The 25630-nt window shown below is 44.6% G+C and carries 23 protein-coding genes; 7 read left to right on the forward strand and 16 right to left on the reverse strand.

The genetic code is table 11. From position 1 onward, the window contains the following. Positions 1 to 142 precede the first annotated feature (142 nt). The 15 genes from J5566_RS02425 to argR all read right to left on the reverse strand — a co-directional run bounded on the left by J5566_RS02425 (position 143) and on the right by argR (position 13933). Positions 143 to 1042 (reverse strand): helix-turn-helix domain-containing protein, encoded by a 900-nt coding sequence (locus J5566_RS02425; RefSeq protein ID WP_208561917.1) that lies wholly within the window; start codon positions 1040 to 1042, stop codon positions 143 to 145. A 157-nt stretch (positions 1043 to 1199) separates the two neighbouring features. After that, positions 1200 to 1526: a DUF1292 domain-containing protein gene (locus tag J5566_RS02430; protein ID WP_172044943.1), complete on the reverse strand. Its 327-nt coding sequence runs from the start codon at positions 1524 to 1526 to the stop codon at positions 1200 to 1202. A gap of 10 nt (positions 1527 to 1536) precedes the next feature. Then, positions 1537 to 1956 carry a Holliday junction resolvase RuvX gene (ruvX, locus tag J5566_RS02435; RefSeq protein ID WP_158456249.1) on the reverse strand — a complete coding sequence of 140 codons (420 nt, stop codon included), beginning with the start codon at positions 1954 to 1956 and terminating at the stop codon, positions 1537 to 1539. After that, positions 1956 to 2222 (reverse strand): IreB family regulatory phosphoprotein, encoded by a 267-nt coding sequence (locus tag J5566_RS02440; protein WP_158456247.1) that lies wholly within the window; start codon positions 2220 to 2222, stop codon positions 1956 to 1958. Before J5566_RS02440 ends, ruvX begins: the two co-directional genes overlap by 1 nt. 113 nt (positions 2223 to 2335) lie before the next feature. Then, the gene (spx, locus tag J5566_RS02445) at positions 2336 to 2734 is read right to left on the reverse strand and encodes a transcriptional regulator Spx (protein ID WP_158456245.1); all 399 of its coding nucleotides are present in this window, start codon (positions 2732 to 2734) and stop codon (positions 2336 to 2338) included. Between the two features lie 176 nt (positions 2735 to 2910). Further along, the gene (gene recA / locus J5566_RS02450) at positions 2911 to 4056 is read right to left on the reverse strand and encodes a recombinase RecA (RefSeq protein WP_208561918.1); all 1146 of its coding nucleotides are present in this window, start codon (positions 4054 to 4056) and stop codon (positions 2911 to 2913) included. 49 nt (positions 4057 to 4105) lie between these two features. Then, positions 4106 to 5287 carry a competence/damage-inducible protein A gene (locus J5566_RS02455; protein ID WP_208561919.1) on the reverse strand — a complete coding sequence of 394 codons (1182 nt, stop codon included), beginning with the start codon at positions 5285 to 5287 and terminating at the stop codon, positions 4106 to 4108. Positions 5288 to 6022: 735 nt separating this feature from the next. Further along, positions 6023 to 6574, reverse strand: a complete 552-nt coding sequence (locus J5566_RS02460) for a DNA-3-methyladenine glycosylase I (protein WP_208561920.1) — start codon at positions 6572 to 6574, stop codon at positions 6023 to 6025. Positions 6575 to 7090: 516 nt separating this feature from the next. Continuing rightward, positions 7091 to 7681: a Holliday junction branch migration protein RuvA gene (gene ruvA / locus J5566_RS02465; protein WP_208561921.1), complete on the reverse strand. Its 591-nt coding sequence runs from the start codon at positions 7679 to 7681 to the stop codon at positions 7091 to 7093. Positions 7682 to 7719: 38 nt separating this feature from the next. Then, positions 7720 to 9657 (reverse strand): DNA mismatch repair endonuclease MutL, encoded by a 1938-nt coding sequence (gene mutL, locus J5566_RS02470; protein ID WP_208561922.1) that lies wholly within the window; start codon positions 9655 to 9657, stop codon positions 7720 to 7722. A 55-nt stretch (positions 9658 to 9712) separates the two neighbouring features. Continuing rightward, a complete protein-coding gene (locus tag J5566_RS02475) occupies positions 9713 to 9886 on the reverse strand; it encodes a hypothetical protein (RefSeq protein WP_208561923.1) in 174 nt (57 codons plus the stop codon). 44 nt (positions 9887 to 9930) lie between these two features. Next, on the reverse strand, positions 9931 to 10371 hold the full coding sequence (locus J5566_RS02480; protein WP_208561924.1) for a DUF3021 domain-containing protein: 441 nt from the start codon (positions 10369 to 10371) through the stop codon (positions 9931 to 9933). Beyond that, a complete protein-coding gene (locus tag J5566_RS02485; protein ID WP_208561925.1) occupies positions 10368 to 10811 on the reverse strand; it encodes a LytTR family DNA-binding domain-containing protein in 444 nt (147 codons plus the stop codon). The genes J5566_RS02480 and J5566_RS02485 overlap by 4 nt, the downstream gene beginning before the upstream one ends. A 125-nt stretch (positions 10812 to 10936) precedes the next feature. After that, on the reverse strand, positions 10937 to 13477 hold the full coding sequence (mutS, locus tag J5566_RS02490) for a DNA mismatch repair protein MutS (protein WP_208561926.1): 2541 nt from the start codon (positions 13475 to 13477) through the stop codon (positions 10937 to 10939). Positions 13478 to 13480: 3 nt separating this feature from the next. Continuing rightward, the gene (argR, locus tag J5566_RS02495; protein WP_208561927.1) at positions 13481 to 13933 is read right to left on the reverse strand and encodes an arginine repressor; all 453 of its coding nucleotides are present in this window, start codon (positions 13931 to 13933) and stop codon (positions 13481 to 13483) included. Between the two features lie 103 nt (positions 13934 to 14036). Between argR and argS the strand changes: the two genes are divergently transcribed. Next, entirely contained in the window at positions 14037 to 15725 is a 1689-nt protein-coding gene (gene argS, locus J5566_RS02500) for an arginine--tRNA ligase (protein ID WP_208561928.1), read from the forward strand. A gap of 272 nt (positions 15726 to 15997) precedes the next feature. Here argS and malQ read toward each other — a convergent pair whose 3' ends face one another. Next, the gene (malQ, locus tag J5566_RS02505) at positions 15998 to 17554 is read right to left on the reverse strand and encodes a 4-alpha-glucanotransferase (protein WP_279630935.1); all 1557 of its coding nucleotides are present in this window, start codon (positions 17552 to 17554) and stop codon (positions 15998 to 16000) included. Positions 17555 to 17810: 256 nt separating this feature from the next. Between malQ and J5566_RS02510 the strand changes: the two genes are divergently transcribed. From J5566_RS02510 to pulA, 6 genes are all read left to right on the forward strand, one after another. Further along, positions 17811 to 19064, forward strand: a complete 1254-nt coding sequence (locus J5566_RS02510; RefSeq protein WP_208561929.1) for an extracellular solute-binding protein — start codon at positions 17811 to 17813, stop codon at positions 19062 to 19064. A gap of 218 nt (positions 19065 to 19282) precedes the next feature. Next, positions 19283 to 20575 carry an ABC transporter permease subunit gene (locus J5566_RS02515; protein ID WP_432215579.1) on the forward strand — a complete coding sequence of 431 codons (1293 nt, stop codon included), beginning with the start codon at positions 19283 to 19285 and terminating at the stop codon, positions 20573 to 20575. A 1-nt stretch (position 20576) separates the two neighbouring features. Then, positions 20577 to 21419, forward strand: a complete 843-nt coding sequence (locus J5566_RS02520) for a sugar ABC transporter permease (RefSeq protein ID WP_158456213.1) — start codon at positions 20577 to 20579, stop codon at positions 21417 to 21419. A gap of 92 nt (positions 21420 to 21511) precedes the next feature. Beyond that, positions 21512 to 22294, forward strand: coding sequence for a hypothetical protein (locus tag J5566_RS02525; RefSeq protein ID WP_208561931.1), 783 nt, complete (start codon positions 21512 to 21514; stop codon positions 22292 to 22294). A gap of 9 nt (positions 22295 to 22303) precedes the next feature. Beyond that, positions 22304 to 23287 (forward strand): LacI family DNA-binding transcriptional regulator, encoded by a 984-nt coding sequence (locus J5566_RS02530; protein ID WP_208561932.1) that lies wholly within the window; start codon positions 22304 to 22306, stop codon positions 23285 to 23287. A gap of 24 nt (positions 23288 to 23311) precedes the next feature. After that, the gene (pulA, locus tag J5566_RS02535) at positions 23312 to 25360 is read left to right on the forward strand and encodes a type I pullulanase (protein WP_208561933.1); all 2049 of its coding nucleotides are present in this window, start codon (positions 23312 to 23314) and stop codon (positions 25358 to 25360) included. Positions 25361 to 25630: the final 270 nt, after the last annotated feature.

A 25630-nucleotide genomic window follows, 5' to 3' on the forward strand; every position in this document is an offset into this window, starting at 1 on the left:
GATTAAGAAATCCACCAATCCTTCCAGTTGTTAAATATAGATGTCAAACCAGATAAAAATAGAAACATATGTACACTCCTTTTTTTCTTTTGAAAATAGTCTACTATTTCGACCAAAAAAAGAACAGGACAAAAATGTCCTGTTAGCGACTTTCTTCATTCCAATCTTCTTCCAATTGCTCTACCAGGTGCGAATTCCCAATCAATCGAGCAAAAGCAACAGCTTCTTGATAATAATGATAAGCTTGCTCTTCCGATTTTTCCACATGGCGGGCATATTTCCAGCGCAACATGGATAAGATGGCTTTTTCCTGAAAATCCTGTGTCACTTGCATGATGCGGTCAATCGCCTCAAACAGATCTGGCATCGGATGATGGACACGCCAATTTCCCAAAAGACCAACAATGGCAAATAAGAGGTCTCGCAAAACAAACAAATCGGCCTTGGCCAAATGGTTTTGCTGCATCAGCAGGGTCTCAATTAGCGCCAAGAGTTGTTCTTCAGCATCTTTATAATCTGGATGGTAGCGGACATGTTCCACAAACAGTCGGATAATCAACAAGTCGTTGAGGCTAAACCGATCCTTTATCTGGATTTGATGAAAATATTCAGCAATGATGCCATGCCCAAAATCGCTGGTCTTGGTCTCGATCACATCATAGGTGGATTGGAGGGCATCCAAGGCGACCTGTTCATCCTCAGGCAAATCATCATAGTAGTCCTCATACACCGCCTGAAGCAAGTCCGCCCGCTGTCGCAGCAAGTCTGGATGACCATAAGTCGGTGTCCGCAGCAAGTCATATTTGATTTGGAGATAGGCGGCAGGCAAGGGTTTATAGTCAGGCATCAACTGGTAGAGACTGACCCCCAAGCGCTTGGCAATACTATTCATCTTTGAAAGGGTAGGCTTGGATTTTCCAGCCTCAATCCTGCCCAATTGACGAACCGAAATTTCTTTTTCATCCTCGCAAAGCTGTTCCATGGTTAAACCCTTTTCACGCCGCAATTGCCGCAAGCGTCTTCCGAATTCCTTGTCGTCCATAGCACTACTCCAAAACCATTTTTCTCTTTAATATTATACTAAAGTAGCTCGGTAAAATCAAATCTATCTGTCAATATTTTCAAAAAATATTTATCTAAATCAGAGCACAGGAATCCCCATCCATTAAAAAAACGATTGCTTTCGCAACCGTTCCTGTTTAGGCTTCTTCTTCGATGAAACTATTGAAAACTTCTTCAATCATATCCCACTCTGCAGTTGCATCTTCTGGAATTGGTTGAAGATCGCCTTCCGTACCATTTTCATTTTCAATGAATGAATAGGCTTGAATTTCAATTTCACCGTTCTCATCTTCGTCTGCTCCTGCAGGAACAAGCAAGACATAGTTTTTACCAAATTCTTCTTGGCCATCGATAGTCAAAAGAATCTCGAACAAGGTTTCATTTCCTTGGTCGTCAACGAGGGTAATCATTTCGCGCTCGTCGTGGTTGTGATCGTGATCGTGGTCATGGTGATGATGTGACATGGTATTCTCCTTAAAATGTTCTATCTAAATAATTTTGTAAAATCAGCTGGGCAGCCAACTTATCAATAACTTTTTTGCGCTTATTGCGGCTGACATCTGCCTGTTCAATCAGCATACGCTCGGCAGCCACTGTGGTCAAACGTTCATCCTGGTAATCAACTGGGAGTTGAAACTCCTTTTCAACCAAGGAACCGTAGGCTTGACTGGCCTCCACTCGGGGACCACTTGTATTGTTCATGTTCTTGGGCAAGCCAATAACAAATTTTTCTACCTTGTATTGTTCAACCAACTCGCGCAATCTGTCCAATCCAAAGACACCCTTTTCTTCATCGATTGCGATGATTTCCAGACCTTGGGCGGTAAATCCAAGTGGGTCTGAAATGGCAACGCCAACTGTCTTTGAACCGACATCTAGTCCCATAATTCTCATTAGAGATCAATCCCGTTGTTTTTCAAATAGAAGCGAACCAATTCTTCTACGATTTCATCGCGCTCATACTTACGAATTTGATTACGAGCGTCATTGTAGCGTGGTATGTAAGCTGGGTCTCCACTCAATACATAGCCAACAATCTGGTTGATTGGATTATACCCTTTCTCGTCTAACGAGCGATACACATTGGTCAAGGTTTCACTAATTTCTTGTTTGTTGGTATCATCTAAACGGAAACGGACAGTTTCTTCTGTAAATCCCATACACACACCTTCTTTCTTCTTTATTATATTCTATTCATTATAGCATAAAAGCGCTTAAAACTCAATAAGAACGCAGAAAAGAACCCTTTAAAACAGAGTTCTTTCCATACCTCTTATAGGGCTGCCCGCATTCTTGCCTGGGCATTTTCAACATTCCGAACAGAGCGAGGAAGAAAGGCGCGAATATCGTCTTCTTTATAGCCAACCTGCAGGCGTTTCTCGTCAATTAAGATTGGACTTTTTAAGATACGCGGATTTTCGGTAATCAAGTCAATCACTTCACTGACGCTCAACTCTTCAATATCGCATTCTAAACTTTTTGCATAGCGGTTTTTTGAAGAAACGATTGAAGCAATCCCATTTTCTGTTTTTGTTAAGATATTCAAAATTTCTTCCTTGGTAATGGATTCCTTACCAAGGTTATGCTCATTATAAGATAGCTGGTGAGCATTTAGCCAGTTTTTTGCTTTTTTGCAACTTGTACAACTAGAAACAGTATAAATTTTAATCATGTAGGCACTCCTTTGCTACATTTTCCTAAACACATTATAGCCCATTATACCACATTCTAACTCAGTCTGAAGACCTATTTTTCGATTTCTTCAGATTTTTTAGGAGAATTTCCCCTTTTTTAACCGTTTTCCTAAAAAATGAGAGAAAAAAGTTTAGGTTTCCCCAAACTTCTTCCTTAATCTTCCAATTCGATGCCACCATCCAAGTCCAAAACAACATCCTCAACGCTGTTGATAGCTGGAGCAGCTTCTTCTTGAACTTCCGCTTGGTCATCTTCAATCAAGCCATAATGGACACGAATCTTGCGATCAATTTCTTCAAAAATAGCTGGATTTTCTGCCAAGAACTTCTTAGCATTTTCAGAACCTTGACCAATCTTATCACCGTTGTAAGAGTACCAAGCTCCTGCTTTCTGGATGATACCAAGGTTGCTACCAATTTCAATCAATTCACCAGTTTGTGAAATCCCCTGACCATACATAATTTCAACGACGGCTTCCTTAAACGGAGGAGCTACCTTGTTCTTCACAATCTTAACCTTGGTTTCCTTACCAACATTTTGATCTTTCTGGTCACCAGTACCTTTGATTTGTGTATTGCCACGAACATCCATACGAACTGATGCATAGAATTTCAGCGCACGGCCACCAGGCGTTGTTTCAGGGTTACCAAACATAACACCCACTTTTTCACGCAACTGGTTGATAAAAATCGCTATGGTTTTAGTTTTGTTGATAGATGCTGACAGTTTGCGCATAGCCTGACTCATCATACGAGCTTGCAAACCAACATGGCTATCTCCGATATCTCCATCGATTTCCGCACGCGGTACAAGGGCTGCAACAGAGTCCACAACAACCAAGTCAACAGCACCAGAGTCAATCAATTTACCAGCGATTTCTAAACCTTGCTCACCAGAGTCTGGCTGTGACAAGAGCAACTCGTCAATGTTGACACCAAGAGCTGCCGCATAAGCTGGATCCAAGGCATGTTCCGCATCAATAAAGGCAGCAATTCCGCCTTCTTTTTGCGCCTGTGCAACCGCATGAAGAGCAACGGTTGTCTTACCTGAAGACTCCGGACCGTAGATTTCAATGATACGGCCTTTTGGATAGCCACCAGCACCCAAAGCAATATCAATGGACAAGCTACCTGAACTCATGACCTGCACTTTTTGCTCAGCCCGCTCACCAAGGCGCATAATGGCACCTTTACCAAAATCCTTTTCAATGGTCTTTAAGGCATCATCGAGCGCTTTTTTACGCTCATCACCAAATTTTTTCGTAATATCTTCTAATTTTTTACCAGGTTTTTTTGCCATTTCTTTCTCCTCTTTTGTAATCAATCCATTATAGCAAAGTTTTACTGTTTCACAAAGTTTTTCGCACGAAATCAAGGGCCTGCATCACCGCTAATTGACGAATGTGACTCCAGGAATACCCTCCCAGGTCCACCTCCATTTGGGCAACCCCAGAGGTACTTGCCAGAGCCAGAAACACCTTGGCAAGGACGTTGTCCTCTGTCGATTCTGGCTTGATAAGCACCGACACAGACAAACCCCAGTCTGATTGCAGGTCCTGCCGAATGCGACCAGCTTCTTCCCAGCACCTGCCCGATTCTGTACCTAGCTGACCGATGACTTTCCCTCCGCTAAAATAAGCCTGATTTTCCAGAGCCAGACTCAATTCAGCCTGCAAGAGACCACCTGTCCCCTGCTCCACGATGGCGATGCTTTCTTGTTTCGCCACTAACCGATCCGCTACCGTTTGTACCAGGCTATTTTCTTCACCGTAGGCATAGAAGTAATCTGCCAGTTTGTCACGTTGCAAGATTTCTTCTTCCAACTGATTCAGACGTTGATCTGCATCTTCTTGACTGGTTGCCTTGGTAGATAATCGAAGCGTCACCTCTCCAACTTTTGCATACGGAGCAAGAGTCGGATCGGTTTGGTTGTCAATCAAATCTGCCAAAACAGTCACCAACTGACTTTCCCCTATTCCAAAAAAGCGTAGGACACGAGAGTAAAGTTGTTGACTTGACTGAATAAGCAAGGGCTGTAAACTTCTTGTAAACATAGCCTTTAGTTCGCTAGGCGGGCCAGGTAAGACAACATAGGACACCCCATCTTGCTCAATCATGCCCCCAACTGCCAAACCCGTTGGATTTTGCAAGGCAAAGCTTCCCTCAACAATCTGTGCCTGACGCTCATTGTTAGGCGTACGGACACGACCTGGCCGACTGGCAAAGAAGCGGTCTAATTTTGCCATAGCCTCATCATCAAAAACCAAGTTTCTACCTAAGAAGGCCGCCAAGGTCTGCTTGGTCAAGTCATCTTCTGTTGGCCCAAGACCTCCACACAAGATAACCAAGTCACTGCGTTGGCTAGCCACCTCCAGAACAGACAAAAGCCTGCTTGCATTATCTCCCACAGCTGTGTGGAAGTAAACATCAATTCCCAGCTCTGCACATTTCTCCGAAAGGAACTGGACGTTTGTATTTACGATTTGACCTGTCAAAATCTCTGTCCCAACTGCGATTAGTTCTGCTTTCATATTCCTCCTCTGATAAAGATACAGTTACCTGCTCATTTATTCATTCGTAAATCCATCACAATCTGGTTCATTGTATCATAAAATGTCAAAAATCTCTTGAATTTTCAAGAGATTCTGATAAATAATAGAGTCTATTTCTTCGATTCTAGCTTATCACTTTCATCGATGAAAACGAGTGAGGTAAACAAAGGTTATCGCAACAATGAGAACGAGACAATGCATGGCATACACGACTGAATACTCCGAAGCATAATTTACACCTGTCATGCCTAGCCACTCATAAACTAGGGTAGGTACCAGCAGATAGGCCAAAACAAATGGAAATTTTTTCTTGAACCAGTTCATAAACCTTACCTCTTTTTTGTATATTATTATACCACACATCTGTAGCGATTAGTAAATTTGTACACTTTATTCACATTTTGAAGGAGTTATGCGCTGGGTTTTTGGAAGTATGTATAAAATGATTAGAGAGTCCAAGATACTGACCAGGAACAAGTTTGTGGCAGTGTTCTTTCACGAACAACACTTGCTAAAATTGAGAGCAATCAATCCATGCCTAAGTTTGAAAATATGATTTTCTTCCATTCGACTGGGAATCTGTCAGAACAATCAGGAGTTAATTGACCAGGGATTGACAATTCTTGAATTAACTCAGGAAGAAACTTTATTAGAAACCATGCGTATCGAGTTGGAAAAATTCTACAAAAAATGAGCTGGATTATTCCGCTCATTTTATTTATATTGACAGTTCTCTTCATGCTCATTCAGCAAGCCCGCCGCCTGTAAATAGGAATAAACACAGACAGGACCAACAAATTTGAAGCCTCGTTTCTTCAAATCTTTAGACAGGCGTTCGGATAGATCATTCTTGGTCGGCAAGTCTCGGAAGGACTTGACAGGCCTGTCAATCGGTGTAAAATCAACCCAAGCCCAGATATAGCGTTCAAAACTTCCAAACTCCTCCTGCACCTTCATAAATGCCTGAGCATTAGCACGAGTAGCGTACAACTTTGCCTTGTGACGAATGATGTCTGGATTGGCCAGAAGTCTATCCAACTCGCTGTCTGTCATGGCCGCCACCTTTAGCACATCGTAGTTGAAAAAAGCAGAGCGGAAAGCCTGGCGTTTGTTGAGAACAACTTCCCAGGAAAGTCCAGCTTGATAGGACTCCAAGCAGAGCAACTCAAACAAAGCCTGCTCATCGTGAAGCGGCTTCCCCCATTCTTCATCATGGTAGGCAATATACAGCGGATTATTGGGATTGACCCAAGCACAACGGGACATCATTTCTCCTTTTGGCCGAATACTTGGCAAATTAGTAAGGTACCTAGGCAGGTCGCAATTATCATACTGTACGTTAATTGAGCACGGCTACGATACCTTGCAAAACGTAACTCTAAGTCCTAAATATCACCGAATAACGCAGTTGACATCTGGCAAAAGGCTTCGTCAAAACTTGCCTTTTACCTAGTTGTTATTGCGGAAGTCTCTCAACGAAATTTCTAACAAAATTTCTGTTCGCCCGTCTATTTTGCTGTGTATCGCTTAACGCCTTAGTATCTGGACACGACATGAGCCGCAAAAATCAATATTATTTTTGTGGCGAATTAGTAAGGTCCCTAGGCAAGTCGCAAATAGCGATTGCCGTAGTCTGGTGAGTTACTTTAGTAACCATCATACTGGTACGTTACTTGAACACGGCTACGATACTTTGCAAAAAGATAAAGCCTTTCTAGATGCTAAAGCATCTGCGTCAGCTTTCCTATTTTGCTGTGTATCGCTTAACGCCTTTGTATCTTATTACTTCATCAGCATTTTGAGGGCTGATTTAATATAGTTCTCAGCGGTGTCGGTAGTACCGTCAAAGAATTTCTTGATTTTCTTTAGTTCGGCAGGACGGTAGCCAAGGGCTTCCATAGCTTCCATGGCTTCGTCGAGGGCAACATTTTCACTAGCAGGTGCTTCTGGTTGGACAGGTCCTGCTTCCTCACTCATGACAAACTTGCCTTCCAAGTCCAAAATCATCTGTTGGGCTGTTTTCTTGCCAATCTTTGGAAACTTGGTTAGATAAGTAATATTTTTTTGCTCAATAGCCCGCACCAGACCGTCATTATCATCAACAGCAATAATTGCCAAAGCCGTTGTTGGTCCAATACCTGATACTGAAATCAGACTGAGGAATACAGATTTTTCAGCCTCTGTCGCAAATCCGTAGAGCAGATGAGCATCCTCACGAATAACTTGATGCGTATAGACCGTCACTTCTTGCTGGACCTGTCCAGAGTAAGCATAGGGGTTAGCCACCTGCAAGAGATAGCCAACTCCGTGCGTTTCTACCACAATGTATTTTGCGGTTATTTTCGTTAACATTCCTTTGATATAGTCGTACATATACTTCCTTTACTAATGTGTCAATCCTTGTCAACTATTTAATACTTACCCAACTCTCGCAAGCTGGTATGATTTTCCTGAATGCGACGGAACATTTTTTCCATGTCTGACTTGCTGAAATGTACCAAAACTGGTCGGCCATGTGGGCAGTTATAAGGATTTTGACAATGAGATAATTGCCGCAATAAATCCCGTGCAGAATGGTCATCCAAGGCATGATTGGCCTTAATCGAACGCTTGCAGGACATCATAATGGCCAACTCTGCCCGATACTGCTTGATAGACACCTGGTCTGTTAGAAGCAGCATATCGCACATCTCGTAAACACCCGACTCAATCTCCTCTTCCTTCATCCAGATAGGATGCTCACGTAAGATGAATTGGTTGACACCATACTCTTCTAAGTTGACACCTACTTGACGGAGGGCATCCATCTTATGAACAAGGTTGAGGGCATCGTTCTGAGGGAATTCAAAAATATAAGGTACCAGCAACTGCTGGGCTGCATTATCGACTTCTCCAATCTTTTCACGATAGTATTCATATTTGACCCGCTCCTGTGCAGCGTGTTGGTCGACGATATAGAGCCCAGTTTTCCCTTGTGCAAACAAATAAGTCCCGTGCATCTGACCAAAATATTCTAATTCTGGAAAGGTTGATGTTTCTTCCTGATCCAACTTGTCTGCCACCTTAGCCAGTTCCTTAGTAGATAGGTTGGGGTGGTCGAGATCATTAGCAATTTCTGTCTGCCGTTGGGCAAATTTAATATTGACAGGCTTGTCAATTTCACTTGTCACCTCCGTCAAGCCATTGTTTTCTTCCAAAGGCTTAATTTCTTCTGAAACCACCTCTGGTTTGAGGAAGAAGTCCTGCTTGACAGTGTCATAGTAGAGATTACTTTCCTTGAGAGGCAAGGTTACCTGCTCTGCTTTGACCTTGGTACGCGTACTAGACTGAGCCAGATTTTCAAGGGCATCGGGAATCAAATCCTGCTCCTTGAGTGCCCTGACAATAGCCTCGCGAATCAGGTTCATGAGTTCCTTTTCCTTGGAAATACGGACCTCTTGCTTGGTCGGGTGAACATTGACATCGGCCAGATAGGGGTCGATCTCAATGGAAATCACAGCCAGTGGAAAACGCCCCACCATGAGCTTGCTACCATAGCCCTCCAAAATAGCACGGTTGAGCAAGAAATTCTTGATGTAGCGACCATTGATGAAAATGGAAATGTAATTGCGGTTGGCACGGGTCAATTCTGGCAGGGAAACGTAACCCGAAACACGAAAATCCAGGTCTTCCGCCTCTATCTCCACCATTTTTTTAGCAGAGGCGATACCGTAAATCCCTGAGATGGCTTGACGCAGTTTGCCCGTTCCCGCAGTTGCCAATAGCTCCCTGTCCTCGTTAATCAGGGTAAAGGCAATTTCAGGATGGGCCAGGCTCTGCCTGTTAATAACATCAACGATATGCGATAACTCAGCCTGCTGACTGCGGACATACTTGAGACGGGCAGGGGTATTGTAAAACAAATCCGCAACCCGTATCTGCGTACCAACTGGACGGCTGACGGGCTCCTCCGACTCAATGACACCGCCCTTTGCCTCCAAACGAAGACCGTGGGCATGTTCTGCCGTCGCTGTTTCAATGGTCATGTGACTGACAGAGGCAATCGACGGCAGGGCTTCACCACGAAAACCCAGGGTCCGAATACGGAACAGGTCTGCCTGATTTTTGATCTTACTGGTCGCATGACGACGGAGGGCCAGAGCCACCTGGTCAGGGGCAATACCTTCGCCGTTGTCCGTAATTTGAATGGTCTTGAGCCCCGCTTCCTCAATACGAATCTCAATCTGACTCGCCCCAGCATCAATCGAGTTCTCCACCAACTCCTTAACCACACTGGCAGGTCGCTCGATGACCTCTCCAGCTGCAATCTGGTTGGCTAAAATTTCTGGCAATTCGATAATTTGTGACATGGTATTCTTCCTGTACGTTTAATAGTCCTATTATACCACAAAGCAAAAGCAGTCCCTATTCAGACTGCTGCTTGTTTTTCCAAAGGAAGTAGAGATTGATCGAACAGGCTATGATAATAACCACGGACCAGAGGAGGTTGAACACCGACGTCCGCTGAACATTATAAGCCAAGTACAAGAGGTTGTAGCCGACAGCCACACTATACAAAATGGTTAAAAAAACTTTCATAGACACTCCAATCTTAGTGCCATTATACCACAGATTGCCCCCGCCTACAATTTTCCATTGATCTCCTCGATGTGCCGCTCCATTTTCCGATAATTTAGGAGGAATAGCAGAGCGTATATCAAGACAAAGATGAGCCAGAAGAAGAGAAGAGCCCCAAGTTTCACGGGAAACCAACCAGCCAAAATACCCAGCGGTGTAAAGCCTAAAGCCGTGATCCCAAAATGCGTTGCTGTCATTCGCAAAAGGCTCCAGTCCTGTTCAAAAATCGTGTCTGCCAGCTGGAACAAGAGACCGATTGCCGCCCAAATGACTACACAAATCAGCATGACAGTTACTTGACTAAAGTTGCTCAGGTAGTAAGCCCCCATGGTTGAAAAGGGATTGAGAGGAAGGTAGGTTCCCTGTCCGAAGACGGCTGATGTGATAATGGAGATAATGGTTCCGATAGCGATGCCTAAACTGGCTGATAAGATGTATTTTTTCATAGTCCTAACCTTTCTTTGATAACTTTTAGATAGCGACGGGATGAGTAGGTAACCGACCCATTCTTCATAACCAGTTTGACCAGACCGTTGGCGGTCAGCTTGAGGTGGTCCAGTTGCTTGATGTGAATGATCTCCGACTGGGAGATTTGTAAGAAGTTTGCAGGCAAGTCCTCCTTAACCTGATACAAGCGTAGGGTGGAAGTATAGGTAGTTTCTACTGTTTCCACCTGCAAAACCTTATCTTCCAAGTAGAGTCTGACAATCTCATCATTCTCCACAAGATAAACCTGCTCCCCTTTTTTGACAGTTAGACTGGATCTCTGCTTGTCCAAGTTTTGAATATAGGCCATCAAGTGACTAACCTGCTCAGACATAGCCTGTGCTTCAATAGTCACCAAATCTTCCAAAATTTCTGGCGAGATAGCTAATTTTACTTTCATCTTCTCTCCTTTCTCTTTCTGACCCTATTAAACACCATTTCTTTACTGGTTTCAAGGGCTTTTAGCTATGTGGTCGTTTTCCATCACTAAATGGCAAAAAAGCCAGAACGTTTGTCCTGACTATATTATAATTTCTTCTTCAATTCTGCCACTGTCATCATAACTTCCATAGGAGTCATATTGTAGATGTCCAGTTTTTCTAATTCTTCGAGAACTGGGTGAGAAGGTATGTCTGCAAAGAGGTCGATTTGACCAGACGGTTCTGCCACCACTGATGGAGCTGGTTTTGCTGGTGCAGTAGGGGATTGGTTTTCAAGCGTCTGCAAAATCATATCTGCCCTCTCTAGTAACTCCTCTGGCATTCCCGCAATCTTAGCCACATGAATCCCGTAGGACTTATCGGCTGGGCCTTGGGCAATTTTGTGGAGGAAGGTCACTTGTCCGTCCTCCTCCCAGGTCGATACATGGACATTTTCAAGGCCTGACAGGGTCTGGCTTAGCTCGGTCAGCTCGTGGTAGTGAGTAGCAAAGAGGGTCTTGGCCCCAATCTTGTCGTGGATGTACTCGATGATAGACTGGGCTAGAGCCATGCCATCGTAGGTGGCCGTTCCCCGTCCAAGTTCATCAAAGAGGATGAGCGAACGATCTGTCGCAAGACGGACCGCCTTATTGGCCTCCATCATCTCAACCATGAAGGTCGATTGACCGCTGACTAGGTCATCTGCCGCCCCAATACGGGTGAAAATAGCATCAAAGACTGGTAGGGTTGCCCGATCTGCTGGTACATAGGAGCCCATCTGAGCCAAAATGACAATAACTGCCAGCTGACGCATATAGGTCGATTTACCACTCATGTTAGGCCCTGTAATCAGCTGCATAGTCGTCGCCTGATCCAGCTGAATGGAGTTGGGAATATAGGTCTGCTTGCCCATAACCTTCTCGACCACCGCGTGCCGACCACGTTCAATGTCCAACAGCTTATCCGTATTGAACTGTGGGCAGACCCAGTGTTGCTGCTCCGCCACAACCGCAAAAGCCTGCAAGACATCGATGGTTGCGATGGTCCGAGCTAGCTTCTGCAGGCGGCTGAAGTATTTTTCAACCTCTTGGCGAATCCGCATGAAAATCTCGTACTCCAAGTTAGACGACTTGTCGCGGGCCTCCAACATCTGCCCTTCGATTTTAGCCAATTCTTCTGTCCCATAGCGCTCCGAGTTTTTCAAGGTCGCCTTGCGGAAGAAATGGTCAGGCACATTGCCCAGATTGGAATTGGTCACATGGAAATAGTAACCGTCTTTTTTATTGTAATCAATCTTGAGGTTGTTGATACCAGACGCTTCACGCTCCTTGGCCTCAATCTCCGCAATCCAACCCGCTCCCTCACGCATGACCAGACGATACTGATCCAGCGTTTCGTCAAAGCCTGTACGGATGATGTTTCCATCTGTGATGGTCCCCTGGGCTTCTGGGTCAATAGCAGAGCTGATGAGAGCGTGCAGTTCTGGGATTGGGTCCAATCCAGCTACCAGATTGCCTAGAGCAGGCTCATTGATTTGTTGCAAGATATTCTTGATAGCAGGGACATTTCCAAGGGTCTGGGAGAGCTGCAAGAGGTCCTTGGGCAAGGTCTTGCCAAAAGACACCCGACTGGCCAAGCGTTCGATGTCATAGACACCTTTTAGAGCCTCCACCAAGTCACTCCGCTCAAAGAAGTAATCCAGAAAAACCTGCACAACAGCCTGCCTGCTTTCAATCCGCTTGAGGTCAATCAGTGGTCTGTCAATCCAAGCCCGCAAGAGCCGCATACCCATGGCTGTCTTGGTTTCGTCTAACAACCAGTACAAACTACCATGCTTCTTGCTTGTCCGACTGTTTTCAAGCAGGTCCAGACTGGACTTGGTCGCGTAGTCCATTTGCAGATAGTCCTTGATTTCGTAGTGGACCACCTTCTGCAAGTGGCTCAAGTCCCGCATCTGTGTCCGATGAAGGTAGCTGAGGAGTTTACCAGCCGCAGCCTTTTCCAAGTCTGTCAAGGAATTGTCAATCAGCTGAACATCTTCCGTCACCTCATCTTCAAAAGACAGCAGCAAGTTCATCTGGTTCGAAAAGACCTGCTCTTCTTCCTCCGACAGAGCGTAGCCAACGACCACTTCACGTGCCCGCAGGTTGCGGATTTCACCGCAGAGGCTGGTAAAATCATCAAGACTGGTCACGAAAAACTGACCTGTTGACACGTCCATGTAAGAAAGAGTAAATTGTACACCCTGACGATCAACGGTAACTAGATAGTTGCTGTCGGCTCCCATTTTGGTAGAATCCATGACCGTACCAGGTGTGATAACCTGCACCACTTCCCGCTTAACCACGCCAACTGCCTGCTTAGGATCTTCCATCTGCTCAGCAATCGCCACCTTATGCCCCAGTTCAACAAGCGTATCAATGTACTGCTGGGCCGCATGATAGGGAACGCCTGCCATGGGAATGGGATTTTCCGCATTCTTATTCCGACTGGTCAGGGATAGTTCCAAAATCTGCGCTGCCTCTACCGCATCATCATAAAATAATTCATAAAAGTCTCCCATACGAAAGAGCAAAAAAGCATCTGGATAGTTGGCCTTAATATCCAGATACTGCTGCATACCTGGGGAAATTTTCTCTACTGCCATAGCCTACCCTCTTCCCCCATCAATATAAGCACCGATTTCATCTTCTACCTGCTGAGCAGCTGCCTCATCTCGACAGATGACTAACAGCGTATCTGCTCCTGCCAAGGTCCCCAATATATGGTCAGGCTTTTCAGCATCGATAATGTTTGCCATCAGGGCAGCCTCTCCCACTTCGCAGTGCAAGACAAGGATAAAGCTGGCGCGTTCAACCTTGACGGCATACTGGGCCAAGCGTTGTCCAAAAACAGTCTCTTCTTCTTTCTCTGGCAGGGCATAGTAGGCCTGACCATCCTCATAGAGCTTAATCAGCCCCAGTTCTCGCAAGTCGCGCGAAAGGGTCGTTTGAGTCACTCGAATCCCTTCAGCCTCTAAACCTAATTGAATGTCTGCCTGGCGACCAATCTTTTGCTCTGTTATCATTTTCTTAATTCGTTGGTGACGAATTCGCTTGCTCATTTTTCTACCTCTTGCTGTCTATTTATAGTGCCATTATATCATTTTTTACGCTATCTGTAGACATTTTATGGTAGAATAGAAGAATGAAATTGGAGGAAGAATTATGAATCAAAAACAAGTAGTTGCTGAGCGTTTGGCAGCTGTTTTACCCAATCTAGAATTAGAAACTATTTATTCTCTGCTGGAAACACCAAAATCATCAGAGATGGGCGATTTAGCCTTTCCTGCCTTCTCCTTGGCAAAAATCGAACGTAAAGCACCTCAAGTCATTGCAACAGATATCATTGAAAAACTAGACACTACTGGCTTTGAAAAGGTTGTAGCTACCGGTCCTTACGTCAACTTCTTCTTCGATAAAGCAGCAATCTCTCATCAGGTTTTGACCCAAGTCATCACTGAAAAAGAGCAGTACGGTCAAGTCAACATCGGTCAAGGCCACAATGTTACCATCGACATGTCTAGTCCAAACATTGCCAAGCCTTTCTCCGTTGGGCATTTACGCTCAACTGTTATCGGAGATGCCCTTGCCAACATCCACGAAAAACTAGGCTACAAGCCAATCCGTATCAACCACTTGGGTGACTGGGGCAAACAATTTGGTATGTTGATCGTTGCCTACAAACTCTGGGGTGATAAGGCCGCTGTTGAAGCTAATCCAATCGCTGAGTTGCTCAAACTTTATGTCCGCATCAACGCTGAAGCTGAAGAAAAACCTGAATTGGACGAGGAAGCACGCCAATGGTTCAAAAAATTGGAAGATGGAGACCAAGAAGCCTTGGAATTGTGGCAATGGTTCCGTGATGAAAGCTTGGTCGAATTTAATCGCATCTACGACAAGCTAGGTGTCCAATTCGACAGTTTCAATGGCGAAGCCTTCTATAACGACAAGATGGATGAAGGCATCCAAATCCTAGAAGAAAAAGGACTTCTTAAAGAATCAAAAGGCGCACAAATCGTTGATCTTGAGAGCTACAATCTTCCACCGGCTCTCATCCGAAAAACAGACGGTGCGACCCTTTATATCACGCGCGATATGGCGACAGCTATGTACCGCAAACGAACCTATGACTTCGTGAAAAGCCTCTATGTCGTTGGCCAAGAGCAAATCAACCACTTCAAACAACTGAAAGCCGTTTTGAAAGAAATGGATTACGACTGGAGCGATGATATGACTCATATCACCTTCGGTCTAGTGACCAAGGACAAGAAAAAGCTCTCTACTCGTAAAGGAAACATCATCCTGCTCGAACCAACACTTGACGAAGCTATTTCTCGTGCCCTCACTCAAATCGAGGCCAAAAACCCTGACCTTGAAAACAAGGAAGAGGTAGCACACGCTGTTGGTGTCGGCGCTGTTAAGTTCTACGACCTTAAAACCGACCGTGACAACGGCTACGACTTTGACCTGGAAGCTATGGTTTCCTTTGAAGGTGAGACAGGTCCTTATGTCCAATACGCATACGCCCGCATCCAGTCTATCCTGCGCAAGGCAAACTTTGTACCAAGCGCAGAAAATGACTACAAACTAGCTGACGCAGAAAGCTGGGACATCATCAAGCACATCCAAAACTTCTCAGCAGTTGTAGAACGTGCCGGCAATAAGTTTGATCCATCACTCATCGCCAAATACGCTATTAACCTAGCGCAAGCCTTCAACAAATACTACGCTCACACTCGTATCCTGGATGAAAGCCCTGAACGCGATAGCCGACTGGCTTTGGCTTATGCAACAGGCCTTGTCCTCAAGGAGTCTCTTCATCTCCTCGGTGTGCAAGCTCCTGAAAAAATGTAAGAAAAAAGCTGAGTAATCAGCTTTTTTCTATGCAATCGACTAATCCATAAAAAAACTGACCTAGAGTCAGTTTTTTTGAGGGAATGATAGGAAAGGAACTCTTTCGACTACCTTTATATCCGGGATTCATTTCAGGAAAACCGGTTTTACCGATTCTTCTGAAATGAATCCCATATATGTATTTGTTTTGAGCAACAAATACTGGACATATTCAGTATACACTTTTACCATAATTTGGTCAAGAAATAGCACAAGAACGACATAAAATCGCTCTAGGACAGATTTTCTGCCATCTTCACATTTTCGCGTCGGTAGGTTGTCGTCAGATCTAACAACATAGATTCAACCTCTGATGTCAACTGTTCCTCAGTCATTCTCCAAGCCCAGTTGCCACCAAGGGTGTTTGGCAGGTTCATTCTCGCAGCACCATCCAAATGCAGTAAATCCTGCATGGTTACAACTGTCATAAAGGCTGGGGAGCCAAAGAGAAGTCGGAAGAGAGCGTAGTTAACCGTTTCACCGTCTGTTCGATTGCAGTACTTGTCTAAGAATGCACGTGATTCTTCAGTTGTTTCCTTTTCATACCAACCAAGAATTGTATCATTATCATGGGTGCCAGTATAGGCTACGACATTGTTTCGGTGGTTGTGCGGCATTTCAATGCTGTCGCCTTCAGGATCAAAGGCAAACTGCAAGACTTTCATGCCTGGGAAACCAGTCCTTTCACGCAATTGAATGACCTTATCTGTCACCGTTCCCAAATCTTCCGCGATAATGTTCAAATCACCCAACTCCCGCTTGATGGTCTCAAATAACTCAAAGCCAGGCGCTTCCACACGGTAGCCATTGACCGCTGTTTCTTCCCCTGCTGGAATTTCCCAGAAGGAAGCAAAGCCGATAAAGTGGTCGATCCGTACCATGTCATAAATCTTAAAGGACTCACGCAAACGAGCCACCCACCAAGTAAAGCCATCATTCTTCATGGCTTCCCAGTCATAAATTGGATTGCCCCAGAGCTGACCAATTTCTGAAAAGGCATCTGGTGGACAGCCGGCTACCACACTTGGCTTGCCTTCTTCATCCGTCTTGAAGAAGTGTGGATTGGCCCACATATCCGCAGAATCAGCTGCGATATAAATCGGCATATCCCCCACAAACTCAACACCTTTGGCATTGGCGTAAGCCTTTAAAGCACGCCACTGACTGAAGAACAAATACTGGGTGATGCGGTGGTAATCCATCTGGTCCGCTAAAAGCTGACGGTAATACTCTAATGTATCATGATAGCGCAAGCGAGCTCCCTGATCCTCCCAATCAATCCAGGGCTTATTATCAAAATGCTCTTTGATAGCCATGTACTCTGCAAAAGTGTGCAACCAAAAGCCATTTCCCTCAGCAAAAGACCAGTAATCCTCTGGCAACCCCTCTGCCTTTATCGCTTTCACAGCCTTCTCTAAGATTGGACGACGACCATAAAAGACCTTGGCATAATCCACTTCTGTATCCTTGTCGCCAAAGTCAATTCCAGCTAGATCTTCCTCGGTCAACCAACCCTTTTCCATCAGAAAATCAAAATCGATAAAGTGAGTATTGCCCGCAAAGGCAGAGAAAGACTGGTAAGGCGAGTCACCATAACTGGTCGTTCCCAAAGGCAAAATCTGCCAGTAGCGTTGCTTGGTTCGTTCTAAAAAATCTACAAAATCATAAGCAGCCTGACCGAGGCTCCCGATTCCGTAACCACCTGGCAGGGATGAGATGTGCATTAATACGCCACTTTGTCTCTTTTTCATAGATACTCTCCTTCTGTAGTTGCGCAAAAGAATGCGCAAACGTTTCCGCACTTTATTATATAATGATAGCGCTAACAAATCAAGAAAAAGTTGCCATTTTTCCTGAAAATAAATCAAGAAGATAACTTTCTAACATTATATAACACCAAAATTGGTATCTCCTTAAAAAATTTTTTAAATTTTTTTATAAAAACGCTTGCAAGCGGATACATTTTGGTGTATAATGATGATAAGTTAAGAAAACGTTTGCGTTAGCGGACGAAGTTCATCAAATTATATTCTTGGAGGGAATCCCATGAAACACAAATTGCTCAAGAGCGTTGCTCTTCTTGCTGCATCTACTGCTGTTCTTGCTGCATGTTCTTCATCATCTAGCTCATCTGATTCAAGCACAGAAGAGGCTCAAACATTAACGATTTACGTTGACGAAGGCTACAAAGATTATGTTGAAGCTGCGGCAACAACATTTGAAGAAGAAAATGGCGTTGACGTAACCGTTAAAACTGGTGACGCCTTGACTGGTTTGGACAATTTGTCACTCGACAACCAATCTGGATCAGCTCCAGACGTTATGATGGCACCATACGACCGCGTAGGTAGCCTTGGTGCAGAAGGTCAATTGAACGAAGTAACACTTGCTGAAACAAGCATGGTTGATGAAACAACAACTGCTCTTGTTACAAACGACGGTAAAGTCTACGGTTCACCAGCAGTTATCGAAACTCTTGTTCTCTACTACAACAAAGACTTGATTGCAGAAGCTCCTAAGACTTTTGCTGAATTGGAAACATTGGCAAAAGATAGCAAGTACGCTTTTGAGGGCGAAAGTGGTAAAACAACTGCCTTCCTTGCTGACTGGACAAACTTCTACTACACTTACGGTCTCCTAGCTGGTTACGGCGGCTATGTATTTGGTGAAAACGGTACAGATCCATCTGATATCGGTCTTGCAAACGAAGGTGCAGTTCAAGCGATTGAATATGCAAAAACTTGGTATGAAAAATGGCCTCAAGGTCTCCAAGATGGTACAGCTGCTAACAACTTGATCAACACTCAATTTACAGAAGGTAAAGCTGCTGCTATCATCGAAGGTCCATGGAAAGCTGCATCTTACAAAGAAGCAGGCGTGAACTACGGTGTTGCAATGATCCCTACTCTCGCAAACGGAAACGCTTATGAAGCATTCGGTGGTGGTAAGGCTTGGGTTATTCCAGCAGGTTCACAAAACCCTGAAATGGCTCAAAAATTCGTTGACTACTTGACTTCAACAGAACAACAACAAGCATTGTACGACGCAACAAACGAAGTTCCTGCTAACACAGAAGCTCGTGAGTATGCAGTAAGCAAAAACGATGAATTGACTACAGCTGTTATCGATCAATTTGCTAACGCACAACCAATGCCAAACATTTCTGAAATGAGCACAGTTTGGGAACCAGCTGGTAACATGCTCTTCGAAGCAGCTAGTGGTGCGAAAGACGCAAAAACTGCAGCTAGCGACGCAGTTGCATTGATCAAAGATACCATTGCACAAAAATACGGTGAATAATACGCACTAACATCACAGTTGATTTCCAATCATCTTGAGATTCATCGAGTAAAAATGGTAAATGAAGCGGGGCTGGATAGGACCAGTCCCCTTTATTTATAAGACAGAATTTGCTATAATAGACAGAGGAAGTCCCTGAACAATTTCTGTTTACTAGCGCTGATTTGGCAATGCTTTCTTCAAAGTTTTCCAGATCATTTAAAAAAAGGAGTTTTATGATGACAAAACAAAATCCAGGTAAGGCACTGCTCCTGTCCCTTATTCCCGGACTTGGACAAATCTATAACAAACAGAAGGCCAAAGGATTCATTTTCTTGGGTGTCACCATCGCTTTCCTTCTCTACTTTGTAACCATTGCTGCAGGTGAGCTGGGCAATTTGATTACCTTGGGAGACATGCGTGGCCGTGACAATTCCCTCTTTATGTTGATCCGAGGTTCTTTCCACTTGATTATCACCGTCGTGTACCTCGCTTTCTATGCTCTTAATTTGAAAGATGCACGCGACACAGCCAAGCGTTGGAATAATGGCTTCCCAGTTGCTACAAGCTTTAACGACATGGTCAAAGGTATCTATGAGAATGGCTTCCCATATCTCTTGATTATCCCTTCTTACATTGCCATGACCTTTGCGATTATCTTCCCTGTTGTCGTAACGCTCTTTATCGCCTTTACCAACTACGATTTCCAACATCTTCCTCCTGGAAAACTTTTGGATTGGATTGGTTTGACCAACTTTACAAATATCTGGAAATTGAGCACTTTTCGCGCAGCCTTTGGCTCTGTCCTTTCTTGGACAATCATCTGGGCTCTTTGTGCATCAACTGCTCAGATTGTGATTGGTATCTTGACTGCTATCATTGCCAACCAGCCTTTTATCAAAGGAAAACGGATTTTCGGTGTTATCTTCTTGCTCCCTTGGGCTGTTCCAGCTTTCGTAACTATCTTGACCTTCAGTAACATGTTCAACGATAGTGTCGGCGCAATTAACACGCAAGTCTTGCCATTCTTGAGCAAATTCTTACCATTTATCGACAACTTCCTGATTCCGTGGAAAACTGACCCATTCTGGACCAAGGTTGCCCTCATCATGATGCAGGCATGGCTTGGTTTCCCTTACATTTATGTATTGACCTTGGGGATTTTGCAGTCTATTCCAAACGACTTGTATGAGGCAGCTTATATCGATGGTGCGGGTCCTATCCAAAAATTCCGCAGCATTACCTTGCCAATGATCTTGGCCGTGGCTGCACCTACTCTCATCAGTCAGTATACCTTCAACTTCAACAACTTCTCTATCATCTACCTCTTCAACAACGGTGGACCAGGTAGTGTCGGTGGAGGAGCTGGTTCAACCGATATCTTGATTTCATGGATTTATAAATTGACAACTGGTACTGCTCCTCAGTATTCAATGGCTGCAGCGGTAACCTTGATTATCTCTATGATTGTCATCAGTATTTCCATGATTGCCTTCAAGAAATTAAATGCCTTTGAAATGGAGGACGTGTAAAATGAAATTATCTGTGAAATTTAGACGTCGTCTCAACCAGACCTTGACCTATCTCTACTTGATTACCCTTTCGGTCATCATCATCTACCCACTCTTGATTACGATTCTTTCAGCCTTTAAGACAGGGAACGTGGTGGCCTTCAAGTTGGATAGTTCTGTTAACTTTACTCTTGAAAACTTCAGCAAACTATTTAGCGAAACGCTTTACGGCACTTGGTACCTCAACACCCTGATTATCGCCTTGGTTACCATGGCTGTTCAGACCAGTATCGTCGTTCTTGCGGGTTATGCTTATAGCCGTTACAACTTTTTGGCTCGTAAGCAGAGTTTGGTCTTCTTCTTGATTATTCAAATGGTGCCAACCATGGCTGCCCTCACAGCTTTCTTCGTCATGGCCCTCATGCTCAATGCACTCAACCAAAGCTGGTTCCTCATCTTCCTCTATGTCGGTGGTGGTATCCCAATGAACGCTTGGCTCATGAAAGGTTACTTCGATACGGTGCCAATTTCCCTCGATGAATCTGCAAAACTAGACGGTGCTGGTCACTTCAGACGTTTCTGGCAAATCGTTCTTCCTCTTGTTCGTCCAATGATTGCGGTACAGGCACTCTGGGCCTTCATGGGACCTTTTGGAGATTACATCCTATCAAAATTCTTGCTTCGTGAAAAAGAATTCTATACAGTTGCTGTTGGTCTTCAAACCTTCATTAGTGATGTGAAAAACTTGAAGATTGCTTATTTCTCAGCAGGTGCGATTCTGATTGCCCTTCCGATCTGTATCTTGTTCTTCTTCCTCCAAAAGAACTTTGTATCTGGTTTAACAAGTGGTGGCGACAAGGGGTAACCTTGTCCCACCTTTTCCCTTTTCCTACTCTCGATAGGTTGATTATTATTGTCGTATAAGAGTAGCGCTCCAAATGATTGAGAAAGGTGCTTATGTTTCCTTACCCCTTTTCCTACTTTGCTAGTATCTTCCAGCCTCGAAAGATGTTTGCCAATCGCAAGCTAATGACTGTCTGGCAAGGGCTATTTACGACTATTTTTCTAATCGCTCTCTTGGTCATTCCTGCCTCCTTGCAACCTCTTTCTTGGGACACCTATCCCATGGAAAATTTTGTTCAGGGTGTCTATACACCACTAACAGAAGCAGTCGTCGCTGACCTTAAGGAGCATGCCCAACTTACCAATCAGGAATTAACCTATACAGGACAAGGTGTGACAGATAGTGTCACTTTCGGGGAGCAAGTCAGCACTGCTAGTGGTTTTACCTACCAATTCGGCAAACAGAAGGTAATCATTCGTAGTGGCACAGACGTTCTAGCGGAATTGCCCTACCAAGTATTCACAACCAGCAGTTTCGATAGTAAGGAAAACCTGACAGCTAGCCTCTCAAAGGCTTGGTTTCAAGAATATCCTTTACTAATCAGTCTGTCCATCACCCTGCTATCTGCCTCGATATTGGCTACCAATTTCCTCTTCATCCTTGTCGGAGCGAGCTTCTTCCTCTATCTAACTAAAAAATCACGTTTTTTCCATATCGGCTCTTTCCGAGAAGCCTACAATCTCAGCCTTAACTGCCTTGGTTTACCAACCTTTTTGGCTTGTTTAGTGGGGATTTTCGGACAAGCTGTCACGACCGTCTTAACCCTGCAAAACATTTGTTTTGTTCTGGTATTGATTTGGGTCTTTTTCAAAACAAAATTCAGAGATCAAGTTTAGGAGGTTTTTATGCGCGCAACGATCAAAGATGTTGCCAAATTGGCGGGGGTCTCCCCTTCTACCGTAACGCGGGTCATTCAAAATAGCCCTGCCATCAGCCAAAAAACAAAGGACCATGTCCGCAAGGCCATGCAGGAACTCAATTACCACCCCAATCTCAATGCCAGGAGTCTGGTATCTAGTTACACCCAGGTCATCGGCTTAGTCTTGCCAGATGATTCGGATATTTTCTACCAGAACCCCTTCTTCCCAACGGCTCTGCGGGGGATTTCTCAAGTGGCTGCGGACTATAACTACGCCATCCAGATCAGTACTGGTAAGGACGAAGAACAGCGCCTTGAAGCTATTTCTCAGATGGTCTACGGCAAGCGGGTTGACGGGCTGATTTTCCTCTATTCCAAGCCGGATGATCCTCTTGTACAACTGGCGATTCAGCATAACTTCCCCTTCTTAATCCTAGGGAAGGCTTCTTCTCCTTTTGTTTCCCTGGTCGATAATGACAATATCCAGGCAGGATTTGAAGCGACCAATTACTTTATCAATAAAGGCTACAAGAATATCGCCTTCGTTGCTGGTAACAAGGAGCTGGTCGTATCCCAAGACCGCTATGCGGGCTATAAAAACGCCTTGAAATCACACAATATCCCTCTGGATGAAAACAAGGTCAAGTTTGTATCAGGTTTCCTTTTAGAAGATAGCTCCTATAAGATTTCCAAGAAATTGCTCAAACAGGATATAGATGCCATCGTTACAACCGATACAATGGTAGCAGAAGGGATTGTCCAATATCTCACAGAAATAGGTGTAAAATTGCCCATTATTTCCTTTGACTCTGTCAAGCCCAAGCTGGCCATTGATGCCTACGTCGATGTCCATGCCATCAAACTGGGACGGGTGGCTTTCAACACTCTCCACCAAATCATCAGCGATAGCAAGGACGGTAAGCAGGTCTGCTACCGCCGTGTAATTCCACATACCATTACCGAACTCTAAGATTAGAAAGGAGCCACTTGGCTCATGGCACTACGAGAACTTCAAGCTTTTTTAGATGATGTTGCAACCATTCGCTTGGTCATGGAAAAGCGGTTTGACTGCGATTCGATGTCCTTTACCATTGAAAATTCTGACGAAGAAGCTCCGCTTTTCATTCACTCCCGTCAGGAGGATGACAAACAAGTCATCTACTATCTGACCAGTCTGCACGCACTGAGTTTGGACCAAGATTATGTCCTCTATGACCAAGACCGCAATGCTGTGGAATTGGGTTATGGGGCTATTGTCCGCTCTCCTTTGTTTGAAAAGACCTTTACCTATTCTGGTGATGATTTGGGAGCTAGCTATACTGCCCAAGAAACTGCCTTCAAGTTCTGGGGACCGATTTCCAAGGCTGTCTTTGTCGTGGTGGAAGGTCAACCTCATGCCATGACCTTGACAGAAAAAGGTGTCTGGCAGGCTCAGGTAACAGGAGATTTGGAAGGACAGTCCTACCACTATCTCCACAAGGTCAACGGCCAATGGCATTCTGTCCATGACCCTTATGCTCTATCTTCCAAAGTCAATTCTGGTGATTCCTACATCATCGATCTCAAAAAACTGGCTAAACCAAGTCGGGCAAAAACACAGCTTCCGATGTCACAAGCCATTGTGTATGAGATGAGCGTCCGTGACTTTTCTCAACAAAAAGAGGCTGGTTTCCAGCACCGCAGTCAGTTTGCTGGTTTGACCGAGTCGCCTGTCCTTGATGGTATGAAACTGGGCATGGATTATATCAAAGATTTGGGCGTAACCCATATCCAGCTTTTGCCCCTCTATGATTTTGGAAGTGTGGATGAGAAGAAACCTCATGCTGTTTACAACTGGGGCTATGACCCTGTTCAGTACAATGTTCCTGAAGGATCTTTCTCCAGCCAGCCAAACAATCCTTATGCCCGTATTCGCGAATTGCAAGCTGCCATCCAGGCCTATCATGATGCGGATATTTCGGTCATCATGGATGTGGTTTACAACCACGTGTATCATGCGGAAGAATATGCCTTTGAACGCATTGTTCCCGGTTATTTCTACCGTTACAACCAAGACGGTTTTCGGACAGACGGTACCTTCTGTGGCAACGATGTCGCTAGCGAACGCAGCATGGTCCGCAACTATATCAAGCAGTCCCTCCGTCAATGGACCAGCCTCTATGGTTTTGATGGCTTCCGCTTTGACCTCATGGGGATTCTGGATATCCAGACCATGAATGAGATTGCAGCAGAACTCAAAGAGCTCCACCCAAATATCTATCTCTACGGTGAGGGTTGGAAAATGGGGACTGGTCTTGACTTTGACCTGCTGGCTCACCAGTATAATGCGAGTCAACTGGAAGACCTTGGTTTCTTCAATGACGACTACCGCGATACCTTCAAAAAACTCTTGCTTAACCCGCAACGCTTGGTAGAGAAGAACTTGCACGAGAAAATCCAGCACCTGCTGGCAGGTAGTCATTACAGCCACTTCCTGTCACCTGACCAATCTGTCAACTATCTGGAATGCCATGACAATGCGACTGTCTTTGACTACCTCCATATTGAAAATCCTGACTGGACACCGCAGCAACAGAAACGAGCTGCCAGCTTTGGTTTACAACTTGTCTTGATTTCGCAAGGTTTGGCCTTTATCCATGCTGGACAGGAATTTTTCCGGACAAAAGATGAGATTGACAATACCTACAACGTCGCCGATGCCATTAACCGCTTAGATTGGACTCGGGCTGTTCGCTATCAAGAGCACATCGACTTTATCCGTAACTTGATTGCCCTTCGCAAGCAATATCCTGAACTCAGTCAAGCATCTTATACAACCATTGAGGAAAGCTGTGAGTTCTACTGGTTAACAGAATATGTCCTCCGCTATCAGATCCAGACCGCGGATGGTGTTCTCCAATTTATCATCAACTTTGCTACAAGCGATTTTAGCTATGAAAAAGAAAAAGACAAGGCTGTTCTCTTCAATTATCCTTCTGTAGATGATCCAGACCAACAAGTCCTGACCATTGCCGGACAAAGTATTTGTGTCTTGAAAGGCTAAAATCAGTCTAAGGACGGAGGAAATAGAGAGCGAGATTGATGATTGCACCACTTTCCAAGGTTTGTGTCAACATCTCAACGCAGTGGTTGATTGGCAGATTTGTTCGTGTCTTACACTCCAAATCTGACCTCTGCGATTGTTGCGAACAGAGTTCGCTCTATCTCCAGCCTCCAAAGGTTCCCCGAACCTTTGGAGCTATGCGGGGGTGAGAAGACGACCCCTTATCTGATTGGTCGGGTTCTTTCTCACTCCCAATCCTAACTATTTTTC

The sequence above is a fragment of the Streptococcus suis genome (assembly GCF_017601095.1).
Classification (GTDB): domain Bacteria; phylum Bacillota; class Bacilli; order Lactobacillales; family Streptococcaceae; genus Streptococcus; species Streptococcus suis_Z.

Bases quoted from the DNA above. Each gene is read 5' to 3' on its own strand.
- J5566_RS02425 (WP_208561917.1), bottom strand. From the start codon at position 1,042: ATGGACGACAAGGAATTCGGAAGACGCTTGCGGCAATTGCGGCGTGAA.
- J5566_RS02430 (WP_172044943.1), bottom strand. From the start codon at position 1,526: ATGTCACATCATCACCATGACCACGATCACGATCACAACCACGACGAG.
- ruvX (WP_158456249.1), bottom strand. From the start codon at position 1,956: ATGAGAATTATGGGACTAGATGTCGGTTCAAAGACAGTTGGCGTTGCC.
- J5566_RS02440 (WP_158456247.1), bottom strand. From the start codon at position 2,222: ATGGGATTTACAGAAGAAACTGTCCGTTTCCGTTTAGATGATACCAAC.
- spx (WP_158456245.1), bottom strand. From the start codon at position 2,734: ATGATTAAAATTTATACTGTTTCTAGTTGTACAAGTTGCAAAAAAGCA.
- recA (WP_208561918.1), bottom strand. From the start codon at position 4,056: ATGGCAAAAAAACCTGGTAAAAAATTAGAAGATATTACGAAAAAATTT.
- J5566_RS02455 (WP_208561919.1), bottom strand. From the start codon at position 5,287: ATGAAAGCAGAACTAATCGCAGTTGGGACAGAGATTTTGACAGGTCAA.
- J5566_RS02460 (WP_208561920.1), bottom strand. From the start codon at position 6,574: ATGTCCCGTTGTGCTTGGGTCAATCCCAATAATCCGCTGTATATTGCC.
- ruvA (WP_208561921.1), bottom strand. From the start codon at position 7,681: ATGTACGACTATATCAAAGGAATGTTAACGAAAATAACCGCAAAATAC.
- mutL (WP_208561922.1), bottom strand. From the start codon at position 9,657: ATGTCACAAATTATCGAATTGCCAGAAATTTTAGCCAACCAGATTGCA.
- J5566_RS02475 (WP_208561923.1), bottom strand. From the start codon at position 9,886: ATGAAAGTTTTTTTAACCATTTTGTATAGTGTGGCTGTCGGCTACAAC.
- J5566_RS02480 (WP_208561924.1), bottom strand. From the start codon at position 10,371: ATGAAAAAATACATCTTATCAGCCAGTTTAGGCATCGCTATCGGAACC.
- J5566_RS02485 (WP_208561925.1), bottom strand. From the start codon at position 10,811: ATGAAAGTAAAATTAGCTATCTCGCCAGAAATTTTGGAAGATTTGGTG.
- mutS (WP_208561926.1), bottom strand. From the start codon at position 13,477: ATGGCAGTAGAGAAAATTTCCCCAGGTATGCAGCAGTATCTGGATATT.
- argR (WP_208561927.1), bottom strand. From the start codon at position 13,933: ATGAGCAAGCGAATTCGTCACCAACGAATTAAGAAAATGATAACAGAG.
- argS (WP_208561928.1), top strand. From the start codon at position 14,037: ATGAATCAAAAACAAGTAGTTGCTGAGCGTTTGGCAGCTGTTTTACCC.
- J5566_RS02510 (WP_208561929.1), top strand. From the start codon at position 17,811: ATGAAACACAAATTGCTCAAGAGCGTTGCTCTTCTTGCTGCATCTACT.
- J5566_RS02515 (WP_432215579.1), top strand. From the start codon at position 19,283: ATGACAAAACAAAATCCAGGTAAGGCACTGCTCCTGTCCCTTATTCCC.
- J5566_RS02520 (WP_158456213.1), top strand. From the start codon at position 20,577: ATGAAATTATCTGTGAAATTTAGACGTCGTCTCAACCAGACCTTGACC.
- J5566_RS02525 (WP_208561931.1), top strand. From the start codon at position 21,512: ATGTTTCCTTACCCCTTTTCCTACTTTGCTAGTATCTTCCAGCCTCGA.
- J5566_RS02530 (WP_208561932.1), top strand. From the start codon at position 22,304: ATGCGCGCAACGATCAAAGATGTTGCCAAATTGGCGGGGGTCTCCCCT.
- pulA (WP_208561933.1), top strand. From the start codon at position 23,312: ATGGCACTACGAGAACTTCAAGCTTTTTTAGATGATGTTGCAACCATT.